21 protein-coding genes are annotated in these 21815 nt (G+C 70.5%); 9 read left to right on the top strand and 12 right to left on the bottom strand.

All coding sequences use genetic code 11. The features are described 5' to 3' along the window. Nucleotides 1-11 precede the first annotated feature (11 nt). Nucleotides 12-353: a hypothetical protein gene (locus FHY02_RS05975; protein ID WP_260158732.1), complete on the top strand. Its 342-nt coding sequence runs from the start codon at nucleotides 12-14 to the stop codon at nucleotides 351-353. A gap of 207 nt (nucleotides 354-560) precedes the next feature. Here the strand turns inward: FHY02_RS05975 and FHY02_RS05970 are convergent, their stop codons facing one another. From FHY02_RS05970 to FHY02_RS05960, 3 genes are read right to left on the bottom strand one after another with little or no spacing between them, the layout of a single operon-like run. Then, nucleotides 561-1562: an SMP-30/gluconolactonase/LRE family protein gene (locus FHY02_RS05970; RefSeq protein ID WP_260158733.1), complete on the bottom strand. Its 1002-nt coding sequence runs from the start codon at nucleotides 1560-1562 to the stop codon at nucleotides 561-563. A 2-nt stretch (nucleotides 1563-1564) separates the two neighbouring features. Further along, nucleotides 1565-1981, bottom strand: a complete 417-nt coding sequence (locus FHY02_RS05965; protein WP_183920910.1) for a hypothetical protein — start codon at nucleotides 1979-1981, stop codon at nucleotides 1565-1567. A gap of 20 nt (nucleotides 1982-2001) precedes the next feature. Continuing rightward, complete coding sequence (locus FHY02_RS05960) at nucleotides 2002-2895, bottom strand: cupin domain-containing protein (RefSeq protein ID WP_311731779.1); 894 nt, start codon at nucleotides 2893-2895, stop codon at nucleotides 2002-2004. Between the two features lie 118 nt (nucleotides 2896-3013). On the opposite strand from FHY02_RS05960, the gene FHY02_RS05955 reads away from it, so the two are divergent. Further along, entirely contained in the window at nucleotides 3014-4327 is a 1314-nt protein-coding gene (locus FHY02_RS05955; protein ID WP_183920908.1) for an MFS transporter, read from the top strand. 26 nt (nucleotides 4328-4353) lie between these two features. Beyond that, nucleotides 4354-5313, top strand: a complete 960-nt coding sequence (locus FHY02_RS05950; RefSeq protein ID WP_183920907.1) for a cupin domain-containing protein — start codon at nucleotides 4354-4356, stop codon at nucleotides 5311-5313. A gap of 120 nt (nucleotides 5314-5433) precedes the next feature. Here the strand turns inward: FHY02_RS05950 and FHY02_RS05945 are convergent, their stop codons facing one another. Next, nucleotides 5434-6432, bottom strand: a complete 999-nt coding sequence (locus FHY02_RS05945) for a LacI family DNA-binding transcriptional regulator (protein WP_311721319.1) — start codon at nucleotides 6430-6432, stop codon at nucleotides 5434-5436. A gap of 205 nt (nucleotides 6433-6637) precedes the next feature. On the opposite strand from FHY02_RS05945, the gene FHY02_RS05940 reads away from it, so the two are divergent. Together FHY02_RS05940 and FHY02_RS05935 are read left to right on the top strand one after the other, a co-directional pair. Next, on the top strand, nucleotides 6638-7879 hold the full coding sequence (locus FHY02_RS05940) for an MFS transporter (protein WP_311721320.1): 1242 nt from the start codon (nucleotides 6638-6640) through the stop codon (nucleotides 7877-7879). After that, nucleotides 7876-9477: a glycoside hydrolase family 43 protein gene (locus tag FHY02_RS05935; RefSeq protein WP_183920905.1), complete on the top strand. Its 1602-nt coding sequence runs from the start codon at nucleotides 7876-7878 to the stop codon at nucleotides 9475-9477. The genes FHY02_RS05940 and FHY02_RS05935 overlap by 4 nt, the downstream gene beginning before the upstream one ends. Before the next feature lie 62 nt (nucleotides 9478-9539). Here FHY02_RS05935 and coaBC read toward each other — a convergent pair whose 3' ends face one another. From coaBC to FHY02_RS05915, 4 genes are read right to left on the bottom strand one after another with little or no spacing between them, the layout of a single operon-like run. Then, nucleotides 9540-10727 carry a bifunctional phosphopantothenoylcysteine decarboxylase/phosphopantothenate--cysteine ligase CoaBC gene (gene coaBC, locus FHY02_RS05930; protein ID WP_183920904.1) on the bottom strand — a complete coding sequence of 396 codons (1188 nt, stop codon included), beginning with the start codon at nucleotides 10725-10727 and terminating at the stop codon, nucleotides 9540-9542. Next, the gene (locus FHY02_RS05925) at nucleotides 10724-11770 is read right to left on the bottom strand and encodes a hypothetical protein (protein ID WP_183920903.1); all 1047 of its coding nucleotides are present in this window, start codon (nucleotides 11768-11770) and stop codon (nucleotides 10724-10726) included. The genes coaBC and FHY02_RS05925 overlap by 4 nt, the downstream gene beginning before the upstream one ends. Continuing rightward, on the bottom strand, nucleotides 11767-13305 hold the full coding sequence (gene ubiB / locus FHY02_RS05920) for a 2-polyprenylphenol 6-hydroxylase (RefSeq protein WP_183920902.1): 1539 nt from the start codon (nucleotides 13303-13305) through the stop codon (nucleotides 11767-11769). Before ubiB ends, FHY02_RS05925 begins: the two co-directional genes overlap by 4 nt. After that, a complete protein-coding gene (locus tag FHY02_RS05915; protein ID WP_183920901.1) occupies nucleotides 13302-14060 on the bottom strand; it encodes a class I SAM-dependent methyltransferase in 759 nt (252 codons plus the stop codon). The genes ubiB and FHY02_RS05915 overlap by 4 nt, the downstream gene beginning before the upstream one ends. 110 nt (nucleotides 14061-14170) lie before the next feature. On the opposite strand from FHY02_RS05915, the gene mutM reads away from it, so the two are divergent. The 3 genes from mutM (at nucleotide 14171) to dnaA (ending at nucleotide 17173) form a co-directional block, all read left to right on the top strand. Then, nucleotides 14171-14986: a bifunctional DNA-formamidopyrimidine glycosylase/DNA-(apurinic or apyrimidinic site) lyase gene (gene mutM / locus FHY02_RS05910; RefSeq protein WP_183920900.1), complete on the top strand. Its 816-nt coding sequence runs from the start codon at nucleotides 14171-14173 to the stop codon at nucleotides 14984-14986. 97 nt (nucleotides 14987-15083) lie between these two features. After that, nucleotides 15084-15347: a 30S ribosomal protein S20 gene (gene rpsT / locus FHY02_RS05905; RefSeq protein WP_132909366.1), complete on the top strand. Its 264-nt coding sequence runs from the start codon at nucleotides 15084-15086 to the stop codon at nucleotides 15345-15347. Nucleotides 15348-15811: 464 nt separating this feature from the next. After that, entirely contained in the window at nucleotides 15812-17173 is a 1362-nt protein-coding gene (gene dnaA, locus FHY02_RS05900; RefSeq protein ID WP_183921466.1) for a chromosomal replication initiator protein DnaA, read from the top strand. 7 nt (nucleotides 17174-17180) lie between these two features. Here the strand turns inward: dnaA and FHY02_RS05895 are convergent, their stop codons facing one another. The 4 genes from FHY02_RS05895 to secB all read right to left on the bottom strand — a co-directional run bounded on the left by FHY02_RS05895 (nucleotide 17181) and on the right by secB (nucleotide 20975). Beyond that, the gene (locus FHY02_RS05895; protein ID WP_183920899.1) at nucleotides 17181-17471 is read right to left on the bottom strand and encodes a PspC domain-containing protein; all 291 of its coding nucleotides are present in this window, start codon (nucleotides 17469-17471) and stop codon (nucleotides 17181-17183) included. Between the two features lie 294 nt (nucleotides 17472-17765). Continuing rightward, entirely contained in the window at nucleotides 17766-18773 is a 1008-nt protein-coding gene (trpS, locus tag FHY02_RS05890; protein WP_183921465.1) for a tryptophan--tRNA ligase, read from the bottom strand. A gap of 5 nt (nucleotides 18774-18778) precedes the next feature. Further along, a complete protein-coding gene (murJ, locus tag FHY02_RS05885; protein WP_183920898.1) occupies nucleotides 18779-20368 on the bottom strand; it encodes a murein biosynthesis integral membrane protein MurJ in 1590 nt (529 codons plus the stop codon). A gap of 106 nt (nucleotides 20369-20474) precedes the next feature. Then, nucleotides 20475-20975 (bottom strand): protein-export chaperone SecB, encoded by a 501-nt coding sequence (secB, locus tag FHY02_RS05880; protein ID WP_183920897.1) that lies wholly within the window; start codon nucleotides 20973-20975, stop codon nucleotides 20475-20477. Nucleotides 20976-21165: 190 nt separating this feature from the next. Here secB and FHY02_RS05875 point away from each other — a divergent pair, with 190 nt between their 5' ends. Beyond that, entirely contained in the window at nucleotides 21166-21810 is a 645-nt protein-coding gene (locus FHY02_RS05875; RefSeq protein WP_183920896.1) for a Tim44/TimA family putative adaptor protein, read from the top strand. Nucleotides 21811-21815: the final 5 nt, after the last annotated feature.

Genomic DNA, 21815 nt, shown 5'->3' with positions numbered 1-21815 from the left:
GGATGCCTGCCATGACGCGTATCGACCCGATCGTCCGCCTCGCCGCCGGCTGCGCCGCCTTCGCCGGTACCGCGCTGCTCGGCGCGGTGGCGCTGGCGGCGCAGCAGCCCGCCACGCCGGCCGCTGCGCCCGCGCCGGGCCCGGGGCTCGACCTGATCAACGAGCGCTGCGGCTTCTGCCACACCACCAACCAAGTCTTCGCCGCGCACAAGACCGCGGCCGAGTGGCCAGCGCTGGTTCAGTCGATGATCGATCGCGGTGCGGAGCTCTCGCCCGAGGAGCAGAAGGTGATGAGCGACTATCTCGTTGCCAACCTGGCGACCGACAAAAAGGCCGGCGCGACGGGACATTGAAAGAGGACGACGTCTCAGCCGTGGAGGCGTCCCTGCGGGGATACTTGCTTAGCCAACGCCGGCGTCATCCTGAGCTTATCTCAGGATCCACTGTTGCGCGAGCGCCTTGGTGCTTGAGTGTGCGGACGGGTGGATCCTGAATCCAGTTCAGGATGACGCTAACGTGGGGCGACGGTTTGAGACAGGCAGTAGGGGGGCCGCCGCTCGCTACCGAGCGAAGCGCGGCAGCACCCCCGCCACGGTCGTGCGGAGCCGGTACACGCTCGTCGAGGCCGTGATGTACAGCGTGTGCCCGTCACCCGCGAAAGCGAGGTTGGCGGCGACCTCGGGCAGTACGATACGGCCGAGCACCTTCCCCCCGGGCGAGATCACGCGGATGCCGCCCGGCCCGGTCGCCCAGACGTTGCCGCGGCGATCGACCTTGAGCCCGTCGGCGCCGCCGGCTCCGCCCGCGGGGAAGCTGATCAGCACCCGTCGCCGCGAGAGCCTTCCGCCGCGCCCGACATCGTAGGCGTAGATCATGCCTGGGGGGCCGTAATCGGTGACGTACAAGGTGCGGCCGTCCGGCGAGAAGCCGATACCGTTGGGGAGCTTGAGGTCGGTGATCACCGGCGTCAGGGTGCCGCCGGCGTAGCGGAACACCGCGTTGTACGGCAGCTGCTTGGCCGGATCACTGTCCATCCCGTTGTACAGCCCGAACGGCGGGTCGGTGAACCACAGCGCGCCATCGGCGGCGAAGACGAGATCGTTAGGGCTGTTGAGCCGCTTGCCGAGATAGTCGGCGATTAACGGTGTGACGCGGCGGTCGGCGCCGACGCGCACGATGCGGCGCGCGCCCATCTGCGCCATCAGCACGCTGCCGTCGCGGTCGGGCACCATCCCGTTGGGGCCGATGCTCTTGCCCGCGGGTGGGTCGGGCAGGCCGCCGGCGTTGGCGATCAACTCCTCGACATGGCCGGCCGGGTCGACGGCGCGCAGCGTGTCGCCGCTGACGTCGGAGAACCATAGGCGGCCGTCGTGCCACAGCGGACCCTCAGTGAAACCGAAGCCGGTCGCGACTCGCTCGACCTTCGTGCCCGGCGTGATCACCGCGTCGAGCGAAGGGTCGAGCCGTTCGACTCGCGGACCCGCCTCTTGGGCGGCGGCGATGGGGGCGTGGAGCGCGAGCGGTGCGAGCAGCGCGGCCGCGAGCAGGGGGGCGGTCCGCATGCTCATACCGCATCGGTCAGCAGGACGAGATAGTCGCGGTTGAGCACGGTGCGCTCGATCAGCGGCCAGTTGCGCTGGTGCACGTCCGAGCGGATCCACACCTGGCGCTGCTCCTCACTCTCATAGGTGAGCTGGAAGCGATAATTCACCCCGGCGGGCGGCGCGGGCTGGCCCTGGATCACCGTTCGAAGCTTGAGCATCTTCAGGTCGATGAACCCGCGCCCGCGGAAGCTCTGCGCCGCGGGGAGGAAATGCTGGTGGAAGGCGTCGAGCATCTCCTTCTCGCGCGCCGGATCGACCGCGAGGTCGCAGTAGAGCACGATCGGCTTCCGCGTCGGCGCGGCGGCGCGTGCGGCGCCGGGCAAGGCCGAGCCGGCGCCGAGCGAGGCGATCAGGTGCAGGAGCGAGCGGCGTTGCATCGGCAGGTCCTTTCCGGGAGTCAGCGGGGGGGAAGCGAAGCGGCGTAGGCGGCCTTGGCGGCGAGATCGCGCGCGACGCCGACCACCATCAGTTCGAGCGGCGCGGCACCGGTGGCGCGCAGCGTACGCGCGGCGCCGACCTCGACCGGCAGCGCGTCGCCGGCGCGCAGCGGCGCTCGCTCTCCGGCGACCTGCGCCTCGCCCGCGCCGGCCATGACATAGACCATCTCGCTGATGCCGGGCGCGGCGGCGCCGTCGAGCGCGGCGCCGGGGGGCACCAGCACATGGTCGACGAACGCCCAGGGCGTGGTGAAGACCTCGGGCCCGAGCAGCCGGCGCATGCGCACCGCGCCCTGCAGCTTGAGCCTGTCGCGATCGAACCTGACGGCGGCGAACTGCGCGACGCGGTCGAGCGCGGCGCCCTCGCGCGAGTCGCCGAGGTCGAGATTGTCGTAGCGCTTGGTCTGGCCGACGTTGATGTTGAGCCACTGCACTGGGCGGTCGGACGCGTTGTACAGCGCGTGCGCGTGGCCCATGCGATCAGGCACCGCCGCCGGTCCCGCGATCGTGGTGGTGCGGCCGTCGACGGTGAACTGTGCCTCCCCGTTGAGGATGACGAACATCTCCTCGCACTGGTGGTGGAAATGCTGCCCGATCCCGCTGTGCGGCGCGATCACGCCGCGGTGCACGAAGATGAGGTTGGTCGAGAGCGCGTCGGCACCGAGCAGCGGCGCGAAGGCCATGGTGCCCGCACCGTCGTGCACCTTTGAGAGCTGCCGGTAGCGCGCCGGGTCGGTGTGGCCGATGCGCTCCGCCAGAGGGCGCGGGGCGGTCGCCTGCTGCGCACCCGCTGGGCCCGCCAGCACCAACGTGAGCAGCGCCGCACCGCGCGCGAGCGATCCGATCCCCTTCACCCCTTCTCTCCCTTCTGACGCCGAACTTCGCCGGGCTTTACGCACGCTTACAACGGCTCTACACAGAATCATATAGGATATAATGCGGCGTCGACGTCGTGCGTCCGGGAGAGCGGTGATGACGGGAGCGGGGCGCAGCAACGTCCGGGTGAGACTGGTGGCGATGCTGTTCGTCATCAGCGCGATCGCCTTTCTCGATCGTACCAACATCTCCGTCGCCGGCGTGCAGATGCGGCAGGAGTATGCGATCGACCAGATCCGGCTCGGCTGGATCTTCAGCGCCTTCCTGATCGGCTATGCCGCGTTCCAGGTGCCCGCGGGGTGGCTCGCGGCGCGGATCGGGCCGCGCCGGCTGCTGACGCTCGCCTTGCTGTGGTGGGGTGTGTTCAGCGTCGCCACCGCCTGGGTACCGCCCGGCAGCGCGCACGCGATCACGCTGCTGATGCTGGTCCGCTTCGGACTCGGCATCGGCGAGGCGGCGGTCTACCCATCCGGCAACCAGTTCGTCTCGCGCTGGGTGCCGGCGCAGGAGCGCGGCAAGGCCAACGGCCTGATCTTCGCGGGCGTCGGCGCGGGCTCGGGGCTGACCCCACCGCTGATCAGCGCGGTCGTGGCTTATGGCGGCTGGCGCGCCTCCTTCTACGTCTGCGCACTGATCGGCCTCGTCGCGGCGATCGTGTGGTTCACGGTCGCGCGCGACCGGCCGCAGGACCATCCCGCGGTGAACGCGGCCGAGCTGGCGCACATCGAGTCGGGCCTGCCCGGCGAGCCCGAGGACGCCGCGGGTCCGATCCCGTGGCGCGCGATTCTGGCGAGCCGCGCGGTGTGGGGGCTGTTCCTCAGCTATTTCGCGTTCGGTTACGTGATCTGGATCTTCTTCAGCTGGTTCTTCATCTATCTCGCCGAGGCGCGTGGGCTGGATCTGAAATCGAGCGCTGTCTTCGGCATGGCGCCGTTCCTGGCGATGACGGTCGGCTGCCTCGCCGGCGGCGTGATCAACGACGCGGTGTCGCGGCGGCACGGCCTCTACTGGGGGCGATCGGGTCTGGCTATGCTGTCCTTCGCGCTGACCGCCTTGTTCCTGCTGATCGGCTCGCAGGTCGACAGCGCCCCGCTCGCGGTGCTGACGCTCGCGCTGGGCGGCGGCGCGATCTACCTGTCGCAGAGCTCCTTCTGGTCGGTCACCGCGGACATCGCGGGGCGTCACACCGGCGTCGTGTCGGGGCTGATGAACGTCGGCTGCCAGGTCGGCGGTGCGCTGACCGCCTCGCTGACGCCGTGGATCGCCGCACGCTACGGCTGGGCCGCGGCGTTCGGCACCGGCGCGGGTGTGGTGGTGCTCGGCATCGCGGCCTGGGCGATCGTCGACCCACGTCGGCTGATCGGCGCCGAGCGCACGCCGAGCCAAGATACCGCGGTCGCCGCGGCATAGTGACACGACAGAGGAGGGGAGCGACCATGATCCATCTGACCCGACGCCGCGCGCGCGTCGCCGCTGCAGCCGCCGCGGCGCTGCTCCTCACTGCGCAGGCGCCGCGCCCGGCGCCGCCCGCGCCGGTCGAGATGTGGGTGCCCAAGAAGACGCCCTTCGCCGCCTATGACTCGCCCAACCGGCCGTGGTGGAAGCTCGCCGACGTGCTCGCGCTTCACCGCGGCGCGAGCGACTGGTCGCAGCCGATCGTGCGCAACCGCGATCTCGTCGCCGACTGGCACCAGCAGGGCGCCGGCAAGCGAACGACCGAGGTCGCCTATTCCGACAATCGCACCGCGATCATCGTGTGGGGCGGGCGGCTGCGCGTTGCGATCGCGGGACAGCCGAGCTTCGTCGCGGGCAAGGGCTTTGAGGTCGACGTGCCGCTGCGCGTGCCGTTCACGTTAGAGACCGTCGGCGATCAGCCCGCTCTGTGGTTCGAGATCCATGCAGCGACGGACATGCCGCTCTATCCGGTGGCGAGCACGACCGAGCGGCCGCGCGACGTGGGTGGCTTCCACTACGAGCGGCGGCTGGCGGCGGGCGGGGCAGGCACGCCCGACGAGGCCAATCCCTTGTACCTCGATTACTATAAGGACGTGGTCCAGGGCGGCGCGCGCGCCACCGCCTTCGTCGCGACGCAGCACCTGTTCGTGAACAACATCCGTGGTCGTGCCACGCCGACGCCGCCCTCCTCCAACCTCGGCCACTTTCACGTCGGCTACGACGAATTCTGGTTCGTGATGGAGGGCAACGTCGACCTTCAGATCGAGGGTGAACCGCTGATCAAGGCGGCCGCCCCCGGCGACGTGCTGATCGCCAAACAGGGCCGCTGGCACCGCGCCAGCTTCGGCGGCCCGGAAGGGCAGATGGGGACGCGCGTGGCGGTCAATCCCTATCCGATGGGGTTGCATGGCTATAGCGTCGAGTCGCGCGGCCGGCAGTGACGCTGGGGAGCGTGTCACGCGTTTCGACGCACCCGTGCTCCTGCGACGGTAGGAGCCCAGCGCCGCGAGCGACGCGCTTGCGACCCTGGGCTCCGGCGTCCGCCGGAGCACGTTGAGCGCTCAGTGCAGAGGCGGCGCAGTGGATTCGCGTTCGACCAAGACATGGTCGAGCACGCGCGCGACGCAGCGCGGCCCCTTGCCCTGCGCCGCGCGCATCTCGTCGATCAGCAGCCGCAGCGCCTCGCCCGCGAGCTCCTGCACCGGCTGGCGAATCGTCGTCAGCGGCGGCCACAAAGTGGTGGCGGCGATGCTGTCGTCCATGCCCGCGACGGTGAGGTCGCGCGGCACGTCGAGGTGACGGCGATGCGCGACCGAGACGACCGCAGCGGCCATGTCGTCGTTGCTGGCGAAGATCGCGCTGGGCGGCGCGGCGGAGTCGAGCAGGCGCTCGCCCGCGACCAGCCCCGAGGCGTAGCTGAAGTCGCCCTGCGCGACGCAGGTTTCCACCCCGGCCTCGCGCGCCGCCTCGTTGAAGCCGGCCAGCCGCTCGGCGCTGGCGGTCTGGTCGGGGTTGCCGACGATGAAGCCGAGCCGGCGGTGGCCGAGCGCGATCAGGTGGCGCGTCATGTCGTGCGCGGCGCGGCGATCGTCGATGCCGACCGAGATGGCATCGGCCACGCGCCCTGCCACGACCGCCAGCGGTAGCCCCGCGTCGCGCAGGATCTGTCGCACCGCGTCCGACTCGCCCAGCGGCGGCGTCAGGATCACGCCGCCGATCCCGGAGGCGATGAGCTGCTCGATCTCTTCATGGGTCGGCACGCCGCCGTGCTTGCCCTTGAGCAGGATCAGCTGCGCCGCGCGTGCCGAGGCTTCCTCGAACACGCCGGCGAGAAAGCCGCTCATGAAGGCGGCGCTGGGGTTGGCATAGATCACGCCGATGCGCAGCTCGCGCGAGGTGACGAGGCTGCGCGCGGACAGGTTGGGCGTGTAGTTGAGCTCGCGGATGGTGGCGTTGACCAGCACGCGCGTCTCCTCGCGCACGCCCGGATCGCCGTTGATCACGCGCGAGACCGTCATCGGCGACACGCCGGCCTGTTTGGCCACATGGATGATCGTCACCCCGCGGCGACGTCCTCTCGGCTGGGGCACGTCGATCCTCGCCTCCGCGCTGTCGACCGCCGACCGCGCCTCCAGCGGACCGACCTGCCTCGCGGCGGGAGGGTGCGTCAATGGTATCGGTCGCGCCGCGATCTGCTAGCGAGCGCTTGTCAGCGGCGGGTCCGTCCGCGTACGACACTGCTGGTAACGTTACCGAGGAGGGCGGGTGGCGCGATTCCCCTATGTGCGTTGGACGATCATCGCGCTGTTCGTCGGCGCGATGGTGATCAACTATCTCGCGCGCAGCGTGCTGGGCGTCGCCGCGCCCGCGATCATGGCCGAGCAGTCGATCTCCTCGGCGCAATATTCCTGGATCACCGGCGCGTTCCAGCTCGGCATCATGTTTCAGCCGGTGGCGGGGTACCTGCTCGACGTGATCGGGCTGAAGATCGGCTTCACCCTGTTCGTGGCGCTATGGTCGCTGATCACCGTCGGGCACGGTCTGGCGACCGGCTGGCTCGGCTTCGCCGGTCTGCGCGGCGCGCTCGGGCTGGTCGAGGGCTCGGCCCAGCCCGCCGGCATGAAGGTCGTCGCCGAGTGGTTCCCCGCGCGCGAGCGCGGCGTCGCCGGGGGCATCTACCAGATTGGCGCGTCGTTCGGCGCGGTGTTCGCGCCGCCGCTGGTCGCCTGGGCGGTCTTTCATCACAGCTGGCGCGCCGCTTTCTTCGTGGCCGGTGGGCTGGGGCTGCTGTGGGTGGTCGCCTGGCTGCTGTGGTACGCGCCGCCCGCGCGCCACCGCCTGATCTCGGCGGGCGAGCGACAGCTGATCGCAGACGGGCAGGAAGCGGCGCTGGCGCAGCACCGCCGCCGACCGCCGCTGGGCGAGCTGCTGCGTCGGCGCAACCTGTGGGCGATCGCCGGGGCGCGCTTTCTCGCCGATCCGGTGTGGGGCATGCTGTCGCTGTGGATGCCCTTGTACCTCGTCCAGGCGCGCCACTTCGACCTCAAGCAGATCGCATTGTTCGCCTGGCTGCCCTTCCTCGCCGCCGACCTCGGCTGCCTGTTCGGCCCGGTGGTGGTCGCCTGGCTGCAGCGCCGCGGGGTGAGCCTGATCGACGCGCGGCGCGGCGCCTTCACGCTCGGTGCGGTGCTGATGACGGGCATGATCTTCGTCGGCACCGTGACCAGCCCAGTGGCGGCGGTGGCGCTGCTCTGTCTCGGCGGCTTCGCGCACCAGACGCTGTCGGTCACCGTGATCACGATGGTCTCCGACCTATTTCCACAAGACCAGGTGGCGACCGCGACCGGCATCTCGGGAACGGCGGCCAACCTTGGCGTGCTGATCTTCACCCTGGTGCTGGGCGCATTGGTCGATCAGGTCGGCTACCAGCCCTTCTTCATCCTGCTCGGCCTGCTCGACCTCGTCGGCGCCGCGCTGCTCTGGACGAACATCCGAAAGCCGTCATGACCATCCGCAATCCCATCCTGCGCGGGTTCAACCCCGACCCGTCGATCGTCCGCGTCGGCGCGGATTATTACCTCGCCACCTCGACCTTCGAGTGGTTCCCGGGCGTGCAGATCCACCATTCGCGCGACCTCGCCGACTGGCAGCTGGTGGCGCGCCCGTTGAACCGGGCAACACAGATCGACCTGCGCGGCGACCCCGATTCCTGCGGTGTCTGGGCCGCCGACCTCAGCCATGCCGACGGCCGCTTCCACCTCGTCTACACCGACGTGAAGCGCTATGGCCGCACCACGGTCGGCGGCGCCACGGGCGTGTCGCTGCGCGACTTCCACAATTACTGGGTGTGGAGCGATCGGGTCGACGGCGACTGGTCCGATCCCGTCCATCTCAACAGCAGCGGCTTCGACCCCGCCTTGTTCCACGACGACGACGGGCGCAGCTGGCTGCTCAACATGCTGTGGGACCATCGTCCCGGCCGCGGCCGCTTCGGCGGGATCGTGGTGCAGGAGCTGGATCGCGCCGCCGGCCGCCTCATCGGCGGGCGCCGCCTCATCTTCCACGGCACCGCGCTGGGCTTCACCGAGGGGCCCCACCTCTACAAGCGCGACGGCTGGTATCATCTCCTCGTCGCCGAGGGCGGCACCGAGCGTAACCACGCGGTGGTGATGGCGCGCTCGCGCACGTTGTTCGGCCCGTACGAGCCGCATCCCGACGGCCCGGTGCTCACCGCCAAGGATCGGCCCGATGCGCCCTTGCAGCGGACCGGCCACGGCGACCTGGTCGACGCGCCCGACGGCACCACCTGGCTGACTTACCTCTGCGGGCGCCCGCTGCCCGCGAGCGATCGCTGCGTGCTGGGGCGCGAGACCGCGATCCAGCCGATGCACTGGGGCGAGGACGGCTGGCTGCGGACGCTGAACGGCGACGCGCTGCCGGTCGACACGGTCGGCACGGCCAAGGGCGAGCGGGCGCCGGCGTGCGAGCGCGACGATTTCACCGACGCGGCGTTGCCGCCTGCGTTCCAATGGCTGCGGACGCCCTATCCCGAGCAGATCTTCAGCCTCACCGCGCGGCCGGGCTGGCTGCGGCTGCACGGGCGCGAGACGATCGGCAGCCACTTCACCCAGGCGCTGGTCGCACGCCGCCCGCTCGCCTTCCGCTACGCCGCGGAGACCCTGCTCGACTATGCCCCCGCCAATTTCCAGCAGGCCGCGGGCCTGGTCTGCTATTACAACGCGACCAAGTTCCACTTCCTCCATCTCACCGTTGACGACTCGGGGAAGCGGCTGGCGCAGGTGCTCTCGGTGCTGCCGCTCGACGAGGGCGTCAGTACGGTGAGCGCGTCGGTCGCGATCGGCTCGGGGCTGGTGGCGCTGCGCGCGGAGGTGGATCACGAGCGGCTGCGCTTCGCGGTGCGTGCCGAGGGTGACGCAGAGTGGACGTGGCTACCCGAGACCTTCGCCGCAGACCTGCTCTCCGACGAGGCCACCTTGCCCGGTCTGCCCAATTTCACGGGAACGTTCATCGGTATGGCCTGCCAGGATATGTCGGGTACCGGGCAGCCGGCCGACTTCCGCTACTTCCACTATCTCGAGGAGTGACGCGGACGGCAGAGAGAAGGTAACACGGTGATTCCCAGTTCGCTGAGGGCGAGATGCCGCGCTCAGCCCGCCAGCGCGGCGGCGATCCGCTCCGCCAGCCGCGCCGCGACCGCCGCCTTGGGCAAGCGCTCCCAGGTCTCGACCCCCTGCGCGGTGACGAGCTGCACCGCGTTGGCATCCCCGCCCATCACGTCGCCGGAGACGTCGTTGGCGACGATCCAGTCGGCACCCTTGCGCGCGCGCTTCGCGGTGGCGTGCGCGACGACCTGCTCGGTCTCGGCGGCGAACCCCACCAGCAGGCGCGGTCGGCGTGGATCGGTCGCGAGCCCGGCGAGGATGTCGGGATTGGCGATCAGCGCGAGTGGCGCCGGCGCGGCGCCGTCCTTCTTCAGCTTCTGCGCCGCCGCCCGCTCGACCCGCCAGTCGGCCACCGCCGCCACCATCACCGCGACGTCGGCGGGCAGCGCGGCGTCGACCGCCGCCGCCATCTCGGCCGCGGTCTCCACGTCGACCCGATTGACCCCGGCGGGGGTCGCGAGCGCCACCGGACCCGCCACCAGCGTGACGCGCGCGCCGAGCTCGGCGAGCGCCCCGGCGAGCGCGAACCCCTGCTTCCCCGACGAGCGATTGGCGATGTAGCGCACCGGGTCGATCGGCTCGTGCGTCGGTCCCGCCGTGACCAGCACGTGCCGCCCCGCCAACACCCCCGCGGCGCGCGGCGCGAGTTCGTGCTCGATCCGATCAGCGATCGCCAGCGGCTCGGGCAGCCTGCCGGGACCGAACTCGCCGCACGCCATCGCGCCCTCGTCCGGCTCCATCACCGTGATGCCGTCGCCACGCAGCTGTGAAACGTTGCGCTGGGTCGCGGCGTGCAGCCACATGCGGACGTTCATCGCGGGCGCGGCCAGCACCGGCTTGTCGGTGGCGAGCAGCAGCGTGGTGGCGAGATCGTTCGCCAGCCCCGCCGCCATGCGCGCGAGCAGGTCGGCGGTGGCGGGCGCGACGACAACGAGATCGGCCTCGCGGCTCAGCTGGATGTGGCCCATCTCGGCCTCGTCCTTGAGGTCCCACAGGTCGGTGTAGACCTTGTCCTCGCTCAGCGCGGCGAGCGTCATCGCGGTGACGAAATGCGCGCCGCCCTCGGTCAGCACGCAGCGCACCCGGTGGCCGCGGCGACGCAGCTCGCGCACCAGCTCGCACGACTTGTAGGCGGCGATCCCACCGCCGACGATCAGCAGGATGCGGCTCATCGTGTCACCCTCGTCACCGTGATGCGACGACGTCCCGGCGCGCCCCGCAGCAGATCGGCGATCGCGTCGGGCGCGAGCGCGAGCCCGGGGGCGACCAGCGCGGCGGCGAGCGTGGCGCTGTGCAGATCGGCGACGCGCCCGTCGGCGGCAAGTCCTGCCAGCACGAGCGCGACCACGCGCGGACCGAGCGCGCGCGGCAGCGCCGCCCAGCCGAGCAGCGCGAGCAGCAGCAGTGCCGCCGCTAGCCTGGGGGCGACACCCGGCAGCGCGGCGCCGAGCAGTCGCGGCAGCGCGCCGGGCGGGGCGAGAAGCGTCGGCAGCGTCTCCGCCGCCGGCGGCACGACGGCAGCGATCGCCCACAGGTGGCAGCCCAGCACCGCGCCGCCGACCGCGAGCGCGACGAGCCAGCCGAGCGTCTCGCGCGCGCTGCCGTCGTGAAGCGCGAAAATCGCCATCACCGCAGGCACGAGCAGCGCGGCGGGATCGATCACCGCGGCGGCGCAGCCGAGCGCGGCGGCAGTGCCCCAGCGCTCGGCGCGGCGCAGCAGCACGGCATACGCGGCAAGCAAGGCGGCCCACCCGGCGTGCGGCGTCTGTTCCCACAGCAACGCTACCGCGGCAGTACCGGCGACGAGCAGCAGCGCCGCGAGCACCTGGCCCGCGGCGCCGGCGAACAGCGCGGCGAGCCGTTGCACGCCGACCGCGACCAGCCCGGCAAGCGCGGCGCCGACCAGCAGCAGCATCGCCGCGTTCGGCACGGCGGCACTGACGACGGCGAGCGTCGGCGGCAGCGAGCGCGCGTCCTCGCCGTCGGGCGCCGTGCGGGCCAAGTCGCGGAAGGTGTCGTAATAATGGCCACCGTGGCGGATCGCCGCGACGATCGAGTCGTGGAGCAGTTCGGCGGCGGGTCGCGCGCTCGTCTCGGATAGGCCGAGCGCCGCAATCAGGCCGAGCAACAGCGCCGCGCACCACCACCGCGCCGCGCCGCGCTCGACCCGGCCGAGGCGGGTCGGCGCGACGAGCAGCAGCGGCGCGGGCGTCACCACGGCGCCGCCAGCAGCATCGCGCCCGCACCCGCGGCCAGGCCGAGCGCACCGACCAGCGCATAGCGCCAGCGCCCGCCGACGCGCACCACCTGGATCTCCTTGAGCGGTGGCCGCGGCGGCGCCCCGCCGGGTGCGGGGAAGCGCGCCTCGATCCGCCGCACCAGCTCGGGCAGCCGCGCCAGCGTGCGCACGTCGGCGACCAGCCGGTCGGCGATCGCCGCCTCGGGGCCGAGCTCGGTGCGGATCCAGTCCTCGACCAGCGGCGCGGCGGTGACCCAGAGGTTGATGTCGGGGTCGAGCGCCGTGGCGACGCCCTCCACCATCACCATCGTCTTCTGGAGCAGTAGCAGGTGCGGCTGGGTGACCATGTCGAAGTCGCGCGTGATGCCGAACAGCCCGTCCAGCATCATGCCGATCGACATGTCTTTGACCGGCAGCCCGCGCATCGGCTCGCCGACCGCGCGCAGCGCGGTGGCGAACTCCTCAACGCTGTGGTGCGCCGGGACATATTGCGCCTCGAAGTGGATCTCGGCGACGCGACGGTAATTGCCGGTGATCAGGCCGTAGAGGATCTCGGCGAGCCACACGCGCGCGCGCCGGTCGATGCGCCCCATGATGCCGAAGTCGATCGCCGCGACCTGGTCGCCCGGCAGCGCGAACAGATTGCCCTGGTGCAGGTCGGCGTGGAAAAAACCGTCGGCGATCGCCTGGCGCAGGAAGGCGTGGACGAGCACGCGCGCCAGCTCGCGCAGGTCGTAGCCGGCCTCGATCAGCGCCACCCGATCGGACAATTTGATGCCGTCGATCCACTCGATCGTCAGCACCTTGCCCGTGGTACGCACCCAGTCGACCGCGGGGACGAAGAACTTGGGCTCGGCCGTCATCGTCTCGGCCAGCTCGGACGCCGAGGCCGCTTCGCGCGTGAAGTTGAGCTCGCGCGCGGTCCAGCGTTTGAACGTCTCGATCACCAGTCGCGGCTGGAGCCGCGCTATCTCGCCGCCCATCGGCTCGATCTGCGCCGCGGCCCACTCATAGGTGTCGATCGCGCGCGCGAAATCCTCCTCGACGCCGGGACGCAGCACCTTGACCGCGACGCGCCGGCCGTCGGTGGTCACGGCGCGGTGCACCTGCGCGATCGAGGCCGAGCCGACCGGCACCTCCTCGATCTCGCGGAACAAGGTGTCGAGCGGCCGACCGAAGCTGATCCGCATCACCTGCGAGATCGCTGCGTAAGGCACCGGCGGGATCGAGTCCTGCAGCCGAAGGAGATCGTGGGCGGCCTCCTCACCGACCAGGTCGGGGCGGGTGGCGAGCGTCTGGCCGAACTTGATCGCCGCTGGCCCCAGCGCCTCGAAGGCGTCGGCGTAGCGCGGCGTCGCGGGCACGCGCGCGCCGAGCCGCGCGAGCCGCAACAGCCGGCGCAGCCGCGGCGGCGTGTTGGGATCGCGCTCGAGCCCACGCAGCGCGCCGTGGCGCGCCAGCGTGCGCCCCCAGCTCAGCAGCCGCCAGGTGTGGACAATGGGCGAGGTCACATCTTCCAGCCGCTATGGATCGCCACCAGCCCGCCCAGCACCGCCTCGACGCGGGTCTGCACGAAACCGGCCTCGCCGATCATCCGCTCGAACGCGGGCATGTCGGGGAAGCGGCGGATCGACTCGATCAGATAACGGTAGCTGTCTGAGTCGCCCGCGAGTAGCTGGCCGAGCTTCGGTACCATGCGGTGCGAGTAGGCGTCGTACACCTCCGCGAAGCCGGGCCATTGCGTGGTCGAGAATTCGAGGCAGTAGAAACGGCCGCCGCGGCGCAGCACGCGATGCGCCTCACGCAGCGCCGCGGGGATGTCGGTGACGTTGCGGATGCCGAAGGCGATCGTATAGGCGTCGAAGAAGCGGTCGGGAAAGGTTAGCGTCTCGGCATTGGCCTCGGTCCACACCAGGCCGTCGATGCCGCGCTGCTGCGCGCGGCGCATGCCGACCTCGAGCATCTCCGGGTTGATGTCGGCGACCGTCGCCGCGGCGCCGTGCTGCGCCAGCCGGAACGCGATGTCGCCGGTGCCGCCCGCCATGTCGAGGATCTGCTCGCCCGCGCGCGGCTTCACGCGGCGCACGAAGCGGTCCTTCCACAGTCGGTGCATGCCCCCCGACATGGCGTCGTTCATCAGATCGTAGCGGCTCGCCACGTTGGAGAAGACGCCGCGGACGCGCGCGGTCTTCTCGACCGGGGTGACGTCCTCGTAACCGAAGGAGACCACGCGCTCGCTGGCGGCGCTGCCGGGGGTATCGCTCATGCCCGTCGCTCTAGGGCGTGCGTTGGGGGGAGGGAAGGGGGCGAGCATGCTGATCTCGCCATCGATCGCGCGATCTAGTCGCGCCGATGCGCGATGCCTAAATCGCCAATATGCCCGAACTTCCCGAAGTCGAGACCACCGTGCGCGGGCTCACCCCGGTGCTGCTCGACGCCACGCTGGCGCGGGTCGAGCCGCGCCGCGGCGACCTGCGCCGGCCGTTTCCGCCCGAGCTGCGCCAGCGGCTCACCGGCGCGCGGGTCACCGCTCTGTCGCGCCGCGCCAAATACGGGCTGATCGACACCGATCGCGGTGACACGCTGATTTTCCATCTTGGCATGTCGGGGCGCTGGCGAGTCGATCCGGCCGAGCTGCTCGCGCACGATCACTTGCTGATCGACACCGGGGCAGGGCGGCGGCTCGCGCTCAACGATCCGCGTCGCTTCGGCTCGGTCGACCTGTGGCCCACCGACGAGCTGGCGCGCTTCCCCGCGTTTGGCCCGCTCGGCCCCGAGCCGCTCGGTCCCGCCTTCACCGCCGACTATCTGCGCGACGCACTGGCGGGGAAGACGACCTCGATCAAGCTCGCGCTGCTCGACCAGCGCGTCGTCGCGGGCCTCGGCAACATCTACGTGTGCGAGGCGCTGTACCACGCGCGGATCAACCCGCGCCGCGCGGCGGGACGGATCGCGCGGTCGCGGCTGGAGCGATTGGTCGAGGCGGTCGGCGCGGTGCTCGAGTCCGCGATCGCGGCGGGTGGATCGAGCCTGCGTGACTATGCCCGGCCCGACGGCGAGCTCGGCTATTTTTCCAAGCAGTTCGCGGTCTATGGCCGAGAGGGCGAGCCGTGCGGCTGCGGCGGGACGGTGCATCGTTATGCCGAGGGCGGGCGCTCGACCTTCTGGTGCCCGGCCTGCCAGCGCAGTTGACGCTGCACGGCACCCGCGCTATGGGCCGCGCCTTCGAGGGTGACGGTGTTGCCGGCCGCCCTGCTTTTCATCGATTCGAAACAGTCAGAGGACGTTCATGGCGAACACGCCGCAAGCCAAGAAGCGCATCCGCCGCAACGAGCGCCGGGCCGAAGTCAACGGTAACCGCGTCGGCCGGATCCGCACCTTCGTGAAGAAGGTCGAGGCAGCGCTCGCGGCCGGCGACAAGGCCGGGGCGGCGACTGCGCTGCAGGCGGCGCAGCCGGAGATCGCGCGCGGCGTGGCCAAGGGCGTACTCCACAAGAACACGGCGGCGCGGAAGTTCTCGCGCCTGACCAAGCGCGTGGCCGGGCTCGCCTGATCTAACGCGTTCTCAGCGCTACGAAAACGCCCGCCGGGACGCTCCCGGCGGGCGTTTTCGTATGCGTTTTCGGTGTTCCCCAGACCAGGTCGACGCTTCTTTCCAAAAGCCTCGGGAATCCTGCGATTCGCACCCGATACGATCGGCAGATCGCCATAAAAAACTAGCGATTACAGTGTCTTGTGCGAAATCTGACGCATTTGCGCGGCTGCCGACGAGTCAACCTTCTTTATTTCGATTTTGTGTCCGCGACCGGTCTTGATCGACTCAGCCGGCTGTTCCTAATCCTGTCGAACCGCACCGGCGATCGTCCGGCGCGGCACAGAGACACCGTCTGATAGCCGACGCGCGAGGGGCCGCGGGCAGGGGGACGTTTGACTTTGCGGATGAAGGATCCGCGAACGCTCGCGTTCGCGGCAACGGGAGAGCTGTGCGTGGCGCAAGTGGCGGAACGAGTGGACGGGATGAGCGACGTGGCGCGGGCCTGGACCCGGGTGCGCGCCAACCTGCGCCAGTCCGCCGGGGCGCGGCTCTTCGACCAGTGGCTCGCGCCGATCGCGCTGGCCGACGCGACCGACCCGCTCGACGTCCGCTTGACGCTGCCATCGCCGTTCATGACCAACTGGGTGCGCAGCCACTATGCCGAGCGGCTGGTACACGAGTTTCGCGCGGTGTTGCCGGGCGTGCGCAGCGTCGAGGTCGAGACCGCGTCGCGCGCGCCGGTCGCCGCCGTGCTGACCGCGCCCGCCGCGGTCGCGGCACCGGCCGAGCCGGTCGCCGAGGGATCAGGCGAGGCCGGCGAGCGCCCGCAGCTTGATCCGCGGCTCACCTTCGATCGTTTCGTGGTGGACGAGTCGAACCTGGTCGCGGTCAACGCCGCGCGCGCGCTGGCCGAGCCCGGTCCGGTGCGCTTCAGCCCCCTGTTCCTTCACGGCGCGACCGGACAGGGCAAGACCCATCTGATGAACGCGGTGGCGCACGCCTTCCTGACGGCGCACCCGGGCGCGCGCGTGATGCTCATGTCGGCGGAGCGCTTCATGTTCGAGTTCGTCGCCGCGGTGCGTGCGCGCGACACATTCGCGTTTAAGATGAAGCTGCGCGGGCTCGACCTGCTGCTGATCGACGACCTCCAGTTCATCGCCGGCAAGGACTCGACGCAGGAGGAGTTCTTCCACACCGTCAACGAGATCATGGCGGCGGGTAAGCGGCTGGTGATCGCCGCCGATCGCGCGCCCCAGGCGCTCGAGGGAATCGAGCCGCGCATCCTCGGTCGTCTCGGCGGCGGCCTGGTGGCGGACATCCGCCCCTCGTCGCTGGCGCTGCGCCGCGAGGTGCTCGCGCGCCGCGTGGCGGACATGCCCGACGTGCGCGTGCCCGCCGCGGTGCTCGACCTGCTGGCGGCCCGGATCACCGCGAGCATCCGCGAGCTGGAGGGGGCGCTTACCCGGGTCACCGCTTACGCGATGCTGACCGGGGCGACGATAGACCTCGACTTCGCGACGCAGACACTCGGCGACATGCTGCGGGGCCATCAGCGCCGCGTGACGATCGACCAGATCCAGAAACTGGTCTCGGACCATTTCGAACTCAAGCCGCTCGACCTGATCTCGGCGCGCCGCGCGCGGGCGGTGGCGCGGCCGCGGCAGATCGCGATGTATCTCGCCAAGCGACTCACCACGCGCTCGCTGCCCGAGATCGGCCGCAAGTTCGGTGGGCGCGATCACTCCACCGTGATCCACGCGGTGAAGCGGATCGAGGCGCTGCGCGACAGTGACCGCGAGGTCGACGGCGCGGTGCGCCTGCTGCTCGGCCAGCTCGGCGGCTGAGCGCCGCTCACGCCGCGCGGCGCAGCGGCTCCTCCTGGCTCGGCGCGATCGCACTGGGGAGTGGCGTGATCTCGGCAGTGGCGGTCGCGCGCCGGCGATCGGGGAAGAGTAGCCGGCTGGCCAGCACGATCACGCCGAGCGCGGCATAGGTCGCCAGCACCGCTTCCAGGCTGAACAGCAGAGCGCCCGCGAAGACGGCGCGCAGCCACAGCGGATTGAAGCCCAGGTCCGCACCGACCGCGGCGCACACGCCGAAGAGATTGTCGCGCGGGGCGGGCAGGGTGGTGGTGTCGGTCATGCGCTCTCTCGCTCTCTCGGGGCCGCGGTCGCCGCGGCTCGCGAGATGCTCAGCAAGAGTGATGCCAACTTTATCGAGCTTGGCCTGCACGTCCTTCCCTGCAAGGGGGGGGGACCGGCCGACGGCTGGTGGCGGGGTGTCACCGGTGGTGAGTCCAGCGCTCACTCACCGATCGGGTCATTCCTCCGTCACGCCTGCGGCCTGCTACCTTCCCATGAAGGGGAGGATGAGAGACCGCTCCGGGCATCTAGGTGCGCCATCATTTGGCGGAATGTGCCATCGCTCCCGCGCCGCTTACGCCAACAACCCCATTGCTCGTTGCGCCGCCTTCAGCGTCGGTGTCGCGAGCGCGCGCGCCTTCTCCGCGCCGCGCTCCAGGATCGAGTCGATCGCGGCGCGGTCGTCGAGCAGCCGCACCATCTCGTCGCGGATCGGCGCGAGGGTGGCCACCGCCAGGTCCGCCAGCGCCGGCTTGAACGCGCCGAAGCCCTTGCCGGCGAACTCGCCGAGCACGTCCTGCGGAGAACGGTCGGCGAGCGCGGCGAAGATCGTCAGCAGGTTGCGCGCCTCGGGCCGGCCCTCCAGCTCCTCCATCGTCGCGGGGAGCAGGTCTGGGTCGGTCTTCGCCTTGCGAAATTTGTCCGCGATCATCTCGTCGCTGTCGATCAGCTTCACCAGCGACTGTTCCGACGGGTTGGACTTGCTCATCTTCGCCGCGGCGTCACGCAGCGACATGATGCGCGGGGCCGCGGCGCTGATCAGCGGCTCGGGCAAGGTGAACAGCGGGCTGTCATAATCCGTGTTGAACTTGGTCGCGATGTCGCGTGCCAGCTCGAGATGCTGCTTCTGGTCCTCGCCGACGGGCACGTGCGTGCCGTTGTAGAGCAGCACGTCGGCGGCCATCAGTACGGGATAGTCGTACAGCCCGACGCTGGCGCCCTCGCGGTTCTTCCCCGCCTTGTCCTTGAACTGGGTCATGCGGTTGAGCCAGCCGACGCGCGCGACATTGTTGAGCAGCCAGGCGAGTTCGCTGTGCGCGGGCACGCGCGCCTGGTTGAACAGGATCGAGCGCTCGGGGTCGATCCCGGCGGCGACCAGCGTGGCGGTCATCTCGATCGTGTTGGCGGTCAGCTCGGCGGGCGCGATGAACTCGGTCAGGCCGTGCAGGTCGGCGATGAAGTACATCGTCTCGCCCCCCTGCGCCTGGATCTGGTCCTGCATCGCCACCCACTGCTTCACCGCCCCCAGATAGTTGCCGAGGTGGAGGTTGCCGGTGGGCTTGATACCGGAGACGACGCGCATCTTGGTCATCGGGACGAGGCTCTGCGACGGAGGAGGGAACGGAGGTCGGCGACACGGAACGCGCCGGTGGCGAAACAGGCGAGCGCGTAGATCGCCACGCCTGCGCCGACCAGCACCGCCAGTGCGACGCCGCGCACGACGAGGCTGCCGGTGAGATAGGGGTCGACCAGCGGCGTCACCAGCAGCAGCGCGCCGCCCATCAGCAATGCGGCGAGCGCGAGCCGCGGCACCTTGCGCTTGAGCTGCGGGTCGAGCGCGAAATGGCCGCGTCGCGCCAGCACGACGTACAGTGAGGCGACGTTCACCGTCGACGCCAGCGCGGTGGCGAGCGGCGGGCCGATCTGGCCGATGTTCCAATGCGCCAGCGTCGGGATCAGCACAAGGTTGCCGACGAGGTTGAGCGCCACCGAATAGAGCGCCAGCCGCACCGGCGTCCGCGTGTCGGCGCGCGCGTAGAAGCCGGGGGTGAGCACCTTGACCAGTACGTAGCTGGGCAGTCCGAGCGAGAAGGCGGCGAGCGCCTGCGCCGAGCGCGCGCTGTCCGCGCCGGTGAAGGCGCCGTGCTGGAACAGTCCGCGCACGATCGGCTCGGCGGCGAAGACGAAGGCGGCGGTGGCGGGCAAGGTGAGGAATAGCGCGAGCTCCAGCCCGCGGTTCTGCGTCTCCATCGCCTCGGCCTCGCGCCCCTCGCTCAGCAGCCGCGACACGACCGGCAGCAGGATTGTGCCGAGCCCGATGCCGATCATGCCGAGCGGCAGCTGGTTGAGCCGGTCGGCGTAATAGATCGCGGAGATCGATCCTGCGGGCAGCAGCCAGCCCGCGAGCGCGGTTGAGATGGCGAGATTGACCTGCGCCGCGCCCGCACCTGCCGCGGCTGGGACGATCAGCGTAAGCAGCCGCTTCACGTCGTCGTCGACGCGCGGTCGGCGCAGCCTGAGCGAGACTCCGGCGCGACCGCACGCCCACCAGAGCCAGGCAAGCTGGAACGCGCCGCCCACGGTCACCGAGATCGCCTGCACCCGCGCGGTCGCGTAGGAGTCCGCACCGTGAAAGAAGATAAGCGCGCCGACCATCGCCACGTTGAGCAGGATCGGCGCCGCGGCATTCACCCAGAAGCGATTGAGCGAGTTGAGGATGCCGCCCAGGAGCGAGACGAGCGAGATCAGCATGAGATAGGGGATGGTGAAGCGCGACAGCATCACCGCGAAGGCGAACTGCTCGGGCGTCGGCTGCTGACGGTCGAACCCGCCCGAAAGCGCCAAGGTGATCGGCCACGCCGCGATCAGCATCGCGGCAGTGAAGACGAGCAGCACCGGGAACAGCACCGCCAGCGCGCGCTCGGCGAAGTCGACGCCCGCGGGCGTACCGCCACCCTCGGCCACCTTGCGGTTGAACAAGGGGATGAAGGCGGCGGAGAAGGCGCCCTCCGCGAACAAGGCGCGGAACATGTTGGGCAGGCGGAAGGCGACGAAGAAGGCGTCGGAGGCAAAGCCGGCGCCGACATAGCTCGCCTGCAGCGTGTCGCGCACCAGCGCGAGCACGCGGCTGGCGAGCGTTAGCCCGCCGACCGATCCGAGCGCTTTGGCGAGGTTCATAGCGTCAATGGCCGCCGGTGTTCCCGCGCACGCGGGAACCCAGAGCCACGGGAGCAGCGCCCGCCGCCCTGGGCTCCTGCCTGCGCAGGAGCACCGCGCATCGGCCTCAGGCCTGGCCGATCTCGCCGCCGAACGACACGCCCTGCGCCTGCGCCTGCTGCAGGAACAACGCGTTGAAGTCGATCGGCTCGAGCAGCAGCGGCGGGAAGCCGCCGTCGCGGATCGCGTCGGCGACGACGCGGCGCGCGAACGGGAACAGCAGCCGCGGGCCTTCGCCGAGCAGGAAGGGCTGGACATGCTCGGCCGGCACGTTGCGCAGCCCGAACAGGCCCGCGTAGGAGAGCTCGGCGATGAAGGCGGTCTTGCCGCCGGTAGTGGCGCGCACCTCGATCTTGAGCGTCACCTCATGGACTTCCTCGCCCACCTGCGCCGCACCGATGTCGAATTGGACGTTGATCTCGGGCGGGTTGGGCTCCTGATAGACCGCCGGCGCGTTCGGGTTCTCGAACGACAGGTCCTTGACGTACTGCGAGATCAGCCCCGCCGCCGGGCCCGTGTCCGCGCCGTTGGCGAGCGGCTCGTTGCCGAGATTGTCCTGGCTGTCCATCGTCCGTCCCTTCACCGATCCTGTGTCGCGCGCGCCGGTGGCCCGGGCGCGGCAGTGAGCGGCGGTTAGCAGCGCGGTCGGCGGGATACAATCGCCGCCCCGGCGATTTGACCCAGGGCAGTTTGATGTTCGGCGCCGTCATGCCTATGTACGACGTTGAGTTTTCGCAGACCAGCCGTCTGGAGTTGCCGTGTTCTACGTAGTCCTGCTCGCCATGGTTGCCGGCTTTCTCGCCCTGCGCCTCTACTCGGTCCTCGGCAAGCGCTCGGGCCACGAGCAGCCGCTGCCCAAGCCGGCGGAGGAACGAGTCGGCGCGACGGCGCTGCCGCGCACCGTGGACGTCACGCCCGAGGTGCGCGAGCCGGTGATGCGGCCGTTCGACAGCGGCACCGAGCCGGGCTTGCGCGCGCTCGTCGCCGCCGAGCCGCAGTTCGATGTCAACCGCTTCATCGAGGGCGCGAAGTCGGCCTATCGCATGATCCTGGAAGCCTATTGGCGCGGTGACGTCGAAGCGCTGCGTGGGCTCGTCGCGCCCGACGTGCTCGCCGCGTTCCAGGAGGCGGTCGAGGCGCGCCAGGCGGCCGGTCACGTGCTCGACAACCGCCTGATCTCGATCGAGCGCGCCAGCATCGCGTCGGCGTCGGTCGGCGCCGGCGAGGCACGCGTGACGGTACGCTTCGACGCCGATATCGCCGCCGTGACCCGCGACGGCGAGGGCCAGGTGGTCGCGGGCTCGACCAGCGATGCGGTCGAGACTCACGACGTGTGGACTTTCGTGCGCCAGGTGAAGAACGCCGACCCGAACTGGATCCTCGCGGACACCGACGAGGCGTGAGGACG

The organism is Sphingomonas sp. BK069 (genome assembly GCF_014193405.1).
Taxonomy (GTDB): Bacteria; Pseudomonadota; Alphaproteobacteria; order Sphingomonadales; family Sphingomonadaceae; genus Sphingomonas.
This window is presented reverse-complemented; position numbering and strand designations above follow the sequence as displayed.

Coding starts and splice junctions, on each gene's coding strand:
- mutM (WP_183920900.1), top strand. CDS start 14,171: ATGCCCGAACTTCCCGAAGTCGAGACCACCGTGCGCGGGCTCACCCCG.
- FHY02_RS05970 (WP_260158733.1), bottom strand. CDS start 1,562: ATGCGGACCGCCCCCCTGCTCGCGGCCGCGCTGCTCGCACCGCTCGCG.
- trpS (WP_183921465.1), bottom strand. CDS start 18,773: ATGCGCGTCGTCTCCGGTATCAAGCCCACCGGCAACCTCCACCTCGGC.
- FHY02_RS05950 (WP_183920907.1), top strand. CDS start 4,354: ATGATCCATCTGACCCGACGCCGCGCGCGCGTCGCCGCTGCAGCCGCC.
- murJ (WP_183920898.1), bottom strand. CDS start 20,368: ATGAACCTCGCCAAAGCGCTCGGATCGGTCGGCGGGCTAACGCTCGCC.
- FHY02_RS05935 (WP_183920905.1), top strand. CDS start 7,876: ATGACCATCCGCAATCCCATCCTGCGCGGGTTCAACCCCGACCCGTCG.
- FHY02_RS05965 (WP_183920910.1), bottom strand. CDS start 1,981: ATGCAACGCCGCTCGCTCCTGCACCTGATCGCCTCGCTCGGCGCCGGC.
- secB (WP_183920897.1), bottom strand. CDS start 20,975: ATGGACAGCCAGGACAATCTCGGCAACGAGCCGCTCGCCAACGGCGCG.
- FHY02_RS05955 (WP_183920908.1), top strand. CDS start 3,014: ATGACGGGAGCGGGGCGCAGCAACGTCCGGGTGAGACTGGTGGCGATG.
- coaBC (WP_183920904.1), bottom strand. CDS start 10,727: ATGAGCCGCATCCTGCTGATCGTCGGCGGTGGGATCGCCGCCTACAAG.
- FHY02_RS05895 (WP_183920899.1), bottom strand. CDS start 17,471: ATGACCGACACCACCACCCTGCCCGCCCCGCGCGACAATCTCTTCGGC.
- dnaA (WP_183921466.1), top strand. CDS start 15,812: ATGAGCGACGTGGCGCGGGCCTGGACCCGGGTGCGCGCCAACCTGCGC.
- FHY02_RS05975 (WP_260158732.1), top strand. CDS start 12: ATGACGCGTATCGACCCGATCGTCCGCCTCGCCGCCGGCTGCGCCGCC.
- FHY02_RS05915 (WP_183920901.1), bottom strand. CDS start 14,060: ATGAGCGATACCCCCGGCAGCGCCGCCAGCGAGCGCGTGGTCTCCTTC.
- rpsT (WP_132909366.1), top strand. CDS start 15,084: ATGGCGAACACGCCGCAAGCCAAGAAGCGCATCCGCCGCAACGAGCGC.